Here is a 6,204-nt window from a genome sequence, read left to right as displayed (position 1 = left end):
TCACCACTCATCAGGCCGAGCGTTAGCTCGCCTTCCGCTTTTGATCTGAGCGCCCCCTCGAGAGGCCGAGTGGAGGTTCTGCGCAGTGGGCAACCCGGCATGGATGCCGGGTTAGCCGCCCCCGGCCATGGATGGCCGATGGCGGCGGGCCCACGGAGCAGGACCGGAGCGAGGGCATGCCGAGCCTTAGCGAGGCACCGAACGAAAGGGGCAAGAGCCCTTGGTTACTTGGGGCTCTTCCAAGTGACTCGCCGTAAGGGCGAAACCAATAGCCGCCGTTACCAAAAAAACGGATATTCACACCAACCGCGAAAACACCAAGCCTCACTCACCCACCCGCCGCCCCGGAAAAAACAACTCAAAACACGTCACCCCCTCACTGCTGCTGACACTGTAAGCCCCGTTATGCAACTGCATGATCGTCGCCACGATCGACAGCCCCAAGCCATTGGAATGAGCCGAACGCTCGCGGGATTCGTCAACCCGGTAAAAGCGCTCGAACAGCCGGGGCAGGTGCTCGGCAGGGATGGTCTGGCCAACGTTACGCACGACCACCCGGATCCCCTCAGCCGAAGGTATGGCGCGAATGACCAGCTCAGAATGCGCCGCGCCATATTTGATGGCATTGGCGCACAGGTTGGCCAACGCACGGCGCAGCAGCATCGGCTCAGCCCAGATCACGCCGCTGCCCTGGGCATCGATGCTGATCCCGACATCCGCCGCCAGCCCTTCAAAATAGTCGGCCATACGTTCCATTTCGTCAGCGGCATCCAGCTCCTGGCGTTGGCTCAGGGCACTGGCCGGGTCGGTACGCGCCAGAAACAGCATGTTGTCGAGCATCCGCGCCAGACGCTCAAGCTCTTCGACGTTGGAGGCGAGCAGTTGCTGATAGGCCTCGACGCTACGGTTCTGCTGCAACGCAACCTGGGTTTCGCCGAGCAGGTTGTTGATCGGCGTGCGCAATTCATGGGCCATGTCGGTCGAGACCTGACCCAGTTGCACGAAGCCCTTGCCCAAACGGTCGAGCATTGCATTGAGCGCGTCGATCATCGGCAGCAGCTCCCGTGGCGCGCCCTGACCATCGAGGCGCTCGGTGAGGTTGCCGACACCAATGCCGTGGGCATGCCGGGCCAGGCGTCGCACGGGCAGCAGGCCGCGATGCACCAGCAGATAGCCGGACAGCGCCAGCAGAATCGCCGCCACGCTGGCGAACAGGTACACGTTGAGGCGGTAGCGGGCGAGCACGGCGGTGCGCTCGGTCATCAGGCGTCCGGTGACCACCTGCAAGCTGCCCATATCGTCGGATTCGATGGTCGCCGCGACGGCCGCGAAAGGGACGCCGTCCACGCCGGGATAGTGCTGCACATCGGCCAGACTCAACGGATGGTCCATCGACACCGGTGCCAGCGATGGCAAGGCGAGGTTGCCGGGATTGACCACCAGCAGCGGTTTTTGTCCGGCGGCGCCAATGGTCAGCAGGGCTTCGCGATTGCCCAGCATGTTCTGGAACAGCGCCGGTTTGGTCCTGATCAGCTCCAGCGTATTGCTGTCGTTGAGGAAGGTGCGCAGTTGATCGATGCGGTTCACCAGGGCCGCGTCGTCGCGGCGGATCAGCTCGCGCTCCAGGTCGCGGTACAGCGCCACGCCCAACAGGGTCAGCGAGACAAACGCGAGCAGGGCAAACACCAGCGCCAAGCGCAGTGTCAGGGAATGGCGAAGGCGACTCATGCCTGGGTGTCGAAGCGGTAGCCGATACCGCGCACGCTGTGGATCAGCTTGAGCTGGAACGGGTCATCGATTTTCAGGCGCAAGCGACGCACGGCGACGTCGACGACGTTGGTGTCACTGTCGAAATTCATGTCCCAGACCCGTGACGCGATCATCGAGCGCGACAAGACCTGGCCTTGATGCGTGGCAAACAAATGCAGCAGGGCGAATTCCTTGTTGGTCAGGGTGATCTTCACGCCAGCGCGGGTGATGCGGCGCTTGAGCACGTCGATCTGCAGGTCGTCCACCTGCAGCTGTTCTTCTTCGCGGGTGGGACCACGGCGGGTCAGGGTGCGCAGGCGCGCCACCAGTTCGGCGAAGGAAAAAGGCTTGATCAGGTAATCGTCGGCGCCCAGTTCCAGGCCCTTGATGCGGTCGGCGATGTCATCCCGCGCGGTGAGAAACAACACCGGTGTGTCGGCTTCCTTGCGCAAGCGGCGCAGAACCTCCCAGCCATCCATTTTCGGCATCATCACGTCCAGCACGATGACATCGAAATCGTGCTCCAGAGCCAGGTGCAGGCCATCGATGCCGTCCCGCGCCAGACTGACGGAGTAACCGAGTTCCTGCAGGCCGTTGAGCAGGTAATTGCCTGCCTTGGGTTCGTCTTCGACTACCAGGATATTCATGGGGGTTGTGCCTCAGCCAATTGGCGCCAGTGTAGCCGGATCAATGATCGTTGGTGCAGCCCGTACCGTTGACCTGGTAATCGAGGACGTGCTCGCGACCCTGGTGGTCGAGGTAGTCGAGTCGCGCAGGGATCACGCCGCATTGTTGCGAGATGTCGGTACTGGCGAGGACTTTGGCGACGTCCATGTGCACGAAAAAACCGGTCTTGTCGTAGATCACCGGCGCAGTGGTCTGCGTATCGGCAAACGCCGAGCCGGTGGCGAGGAGGGCGGCGAAACCGAGGATTAACATTTTCATGAGGTGTCTCTCTATTCAGGTTGGCTGCCGGGAATGGCCTGACAGTGAGTTCAGGTTAACCAGGCGATCCGGACAGCCGACCAACAGTTCAATGACAAAGTTGTAATGAAACCGGGCCTGGCGTTATGGCTGGCGGCCGGAGGCTTCGAGGATCAGGTCGGCGATTTCTTTGGAGTGGGAAACCAGCGACAAATGGCTCGACGGCAGCTCGATGGTGGTCGCGCCCATGCGTTTGGCGAGGAAGCGTTCGAGGTCCGGGTTGATGGTCTGGTCGAGGCTGGAGACCGCGTACCACGACGGTTTGCTGTGCCAGGCGGCTGCGGTGGTGCGATCAGTGAACAGGGTTTTGGCAATCGGTTGCTGCACGGCGAACAGTTGCATCGCCTTGTCGTGGGGCACGTCGCTGGCGAAATATTTGAGGAAGGCATCCTGTTTCAGGCTGACGAAACCGTCGTGTTCTTCGGTGCCGGCACGCACGGGCATGGTCGGGTATTTGGCTGACAGGGCGACGAAATCTTCCCCGGCGTCCGGGGCGCGGGCCGCGACGTATACCAGCGAGCTGACCTTTGGGTTCACCCCGGCCTCACTGACCACGGTGCCGGCGTAGGAGTGGCCGACCAACACCGTCGGGCCGTCCTGTTGGTTGAGTACACGCTGGGTGGCGGCGACGTCATCGGCGACCGAGGTCAACGGGTTTTGAACGGCGGTGACGTGCAATCCGGCGGCCTGTAACCGCGAAATCACGTCCGCCCAACTTGAGCCATCAGCCCATGAGCCGTGTACCAGCACGACGTTGTCGGCCTTGACCGGCGCGATGTCGCCGGCCATGGCGGAGCCGGTGCCGAGCATCAGCAGGCTGGCGGCGATCAGGCAGAGTTTGTTCAATGGTTTCATGGTATCGACCCTTGTCATCATCAGTGGGAGGCGTCACCCGGTGTGGGTGACTGACGACGCCACTTTAGGAAGCGAGGGTGCTGGCTACGCTGACAACTCGATGACAAGTTTGTAATGCACGGCCATTGGGTTTTGCGGTGATCTTGCGGCCGCCATCGCCGGCAAGGATTCGGTACAAACGCCGCGAACCTGTAGGAACCGGCTTGCTGGCGATGGGGCCGGTGGGAGCACCTAACGCTGAAGGTCTTGCCTGTCCGCCTGCTGCGCAAACCATTGCAGAACCATCGCGCAAGCCGGATGAGCAACAGCTGAAGGTTGCAGATTCAACGCGTAAATTCCACGTGTTGCCAACGGCCGGCCAAACGGGATAACCAGCACCCCTCGCTCTATCGACTCTCCTGCCAGCGTCATATCCGTCATCGCCACCCCCAATCCTCGTGCCGCCGCGTCCAGCGCCAGTTCATCGAGGTTGAAGGGGATGTGCCGGTAATCATCCAGCGATTTACCGCCATTGGCTGACAACCACTGAGCCCAATCATTGCGGTCCGCCGAGCGATGCAACAGCGGGAAACTCACCAGGTCTTCCACCGCTGCCAATGGCCGCGTCGAGGTGCCCAGCCCGGGCGCGCACACCGGCACCAACGCTTCCTTGAACAGGGTCAGGCTATCCGGGTCAGCGGACGGCTCGGGCAGATAGAGAATGTACGCATCACTGTCGATGGCCGGCTCCACCACTTCTGTCGCCACGGTCTCGATCGACAGCGAAACCTGCGGATGACTTCGATAAAACTCGCTCAACTTCGGCAACAACCAGCGAACCGCCAGCGACACATGCATGCGAATGCGGAAGGGCCGTTCCTGTGGCGAGAGGCGGTCCTCCAGGGTTTTCAGTTGCGCCAGGATATTTCGTGCGGTTGCCAACACCTGTTCGCCTTCCGGCGTCAGTCGCACATGGCGGCTGTTCCGCGCAAACATCGGCACGCCGAAGTGGCTTTCCAATAGCTGAATCTTTCGGCTCACCGCACTTTGGGTCAGGCACAGCCTGGCGGCCGCTTGGGTGAAGCTGCCCGAGTCGGAGACTTCCACCAGCGCCTGCAAGGCCTGGAGCGAAGGAATGTGGCGAATTTTATCCATGCGTTTTCTGAATGGCTCGATGATTTTATAACGTTGGTTGTATCACTACAGGCCTTATAGATTCTAGCTCTGGCGAGCGTTTTCCGGAAACGTCCATGCGATTACAGCATGCGCTCGCAGAATGACAGTCAATGAGGTGAGGCATGACCAATGAATGTGGCTGGATTGCGCAGGCGGGAAGTTCAGCCGCTCGCGGTCCTCTCAAAGGCACGGTAAAAGCCGACTGGCTGATTATCGGTGCCGGTATCACCGGGCTGAGTGCCGCGCACTCGCTCGCGCAATTGCACCCTCAGGCGCGGATCGTGATCGTCGATCGGCAACGCGCGGCGCAGGGCGCTTCGGCGCGCAACTCAGGCTTCGTCGTAGGTCACGAACACCCGACCAGGGACGAGTTGATCGGCAACCACGGGTTCGCCGGTTATGAAGTGGACACCGCGATTTCACGGGCTGCCAGCGACGAAGTGCGCCAACGCATCGCCCGTCACGGTATCGAATGCGACTTCAGGGATTGCGGTTACTTCTTCGCGGTCAGCGACCCAGGCAAGTTGACCGATGTCGAAGGCAAACTGGCGACGCTACGCGCCGTCGGCGCTTCTGCTGAGTTTCTGCAAGGTGAGCAACTGAGCGAAAAACTCGGCACCCGGCACTACCAGGCCGCGATCTGGTGCGGTCAGGGCAACGCGCTGCTGCAACCGGCGAAATACGTGAAGGGCTTGCTGGATGCACTGCCGGACAACGTGACCGTGTTCGAGAACACCGACATCACCGGCCTGGAGCGTCTGGGCAAAGGGCGAATTCGCGCCAATGGCATCGCTGGCAGTATCGAGGCGCCGCAAGTCCTGGTGTGCCTGAACGCGTTCATTCCCCGGTCGGGCATAGAGGACAGCGGAACCTTCCCGATGGAACTCAGCGCCAGCCTTACCCGGCCGCTCAGCGATGAAGAGTTCCAGTCCATCGGCGCCGTCGAACCGTGGGGCGTGCTCTCCACCCGGCCGCTCGGCGCCACGGTGCGCCTGACCCCGGACCGTCGCGTGATGATCCGCAACACTGCGGAGTACCGCTCCCGTGACCTGACCGACAGCGAACTGCTGCATCGGCGCAAACACCATGTGCTCGGCTTGCAACGGCGTTTTCCGTTTTTGGGCGAGCAGGACATCCAGTACACCTGGACCGGACATTTGAGCGCCTCGCGCACCGGGCAACCCTATTTCGGCAAGGTCGAAGAGGGTGTGTTTGCGGTGGCCGGCTGCAATGGTTCGGGTGTCGCGCGCGGCACGCTGTGGGGGCGATTGCTCGCCGAAATGGCCTCGGGCACCTGCTCGCCGATCCTCGAATCGGTCATGCGCAGGGCGCAACCGGGCTGGCTGCCGCCAAAGCCCTTGCTCGATATCGGTGCCATGCTTCGCATGCGCGTGGAGGCGATCAGGGCCAGAACAGAAATCTAGAAACCCCGGCGATCAAAAAACAACAAAAGCTCATCAA

At 61.6% G+C, this 6,204-nt stretch carries 6 protein-coding genes; 1 reads left to right on the top strand and 5 read right to left on the bottom strand.

Annotated features, from left to right (window positions below):
* Nucleotides 1-324: 324 nt before the first annotated feature.
* The 5 genes from KGA82_RS01870 to KGA82_RS01850 all read right to left on the bottom strand — a co-directional run bounded on the left by KGA82_RS01870 (nucleotide 325) and on the right by KGA82_RS01850 (nucleotide 4,722).
* Nucleotides 325-1,728: a heavy metal sensor histidine kinase gene (locus tag KGA82_RS01870; protein ID WP_223449468.1), complete on the bottom strand. Its 1,404-nt coding sequence runs from the start codon at nucleotides 1,726-1,728 to the stop codon at nucleotides 325-327.
* Nucleotides 1,725-2,396: a heavy metal response regulator transcription factor gene (locus KGA82_RS01865; RefSeq protein WP_008043704.1), complete on the bottom strand. Its 672-nt coding sequence runs from the start codon at nucleotides 2,394-2,396 to the stop codon at nucleotides 1,725-1,727. The genes KGA82_RS01870 and KGA82_RS01865 overlap by 4 nt, the downstream gene beginning before the upstream one ends.
* Before the next feature lie 40 nt (nucleotides 2,397-2,436).
* A complete protein-coding gene (locus KGA82_RS01860) occupies nucleotides 2,437-2,694 on the bottom strand; it encodes a DUF2790 domain-containing protein (protein WP_223449467.1) in 258 nt (85 codons plus the stop codon).
* 123 nt (nucleotides 2,695-2,817) lie between these two features.
* On the bottom strand, nucleotides 2,818-3,588 hold the full coding sequence (locus tag KGA82_RS01855) for an alpha/beta hydrolase (protein ID WP_008043703.1): 771 nt from the start codon (nucleotides 3,586-3,588) through the stop codon (nucleotides 2,818-2,820).
* Nucleotides 3,589-3,819: 231 nt separating this feature from the next.
* On the bottom strand, nucleotides 3,820-4,722 hold the full coding sequence (locus tag KGA82_RS01850) for a LysR family transcriptional regulator (RefSeq protein ID WP_223449466.1): 903 nt from the start codon (nucleotides 4,720-4,722) through the stop codon (nucleotides 3,820-3,822).
* Between the two features lie 143 nt (nucleotides 4,723-4,865).
* On the opposite strand from KGA82_RS01850, the gene KGA82_RS01845 reads away from it, so the two are divergent.
* A complete protein-coding gene (locus tag KGA82_RS01845) occupies nucleotides 4,866-6,167 on the top strand; it encodes an NAD(P)/FAD-dependent oxidoreductase (RefSeq protein WP_223449465.1) in 1,302 nt (433 codons plus the stop codon).
* The last annotated feature ends 37 nt before the right edge of the window (nucleotides 6,168-6,204 follow it).

Source organism: Pseudomonas sp. BF-RE-22, assembly GCF_019956155.1.
GTDB lineage: Bacteria > Pseudomonadota > Gammaproteobacteria > Pseudomonadales > Pseudomonadaceae > Aquipseudomonas > Aquipseudomonas migulae.
The sequence above is the reverse complement of the archived record's forward strand: the minus strand, read 5'-3'. Positions and strand labels throughout refer to the sequence as shown.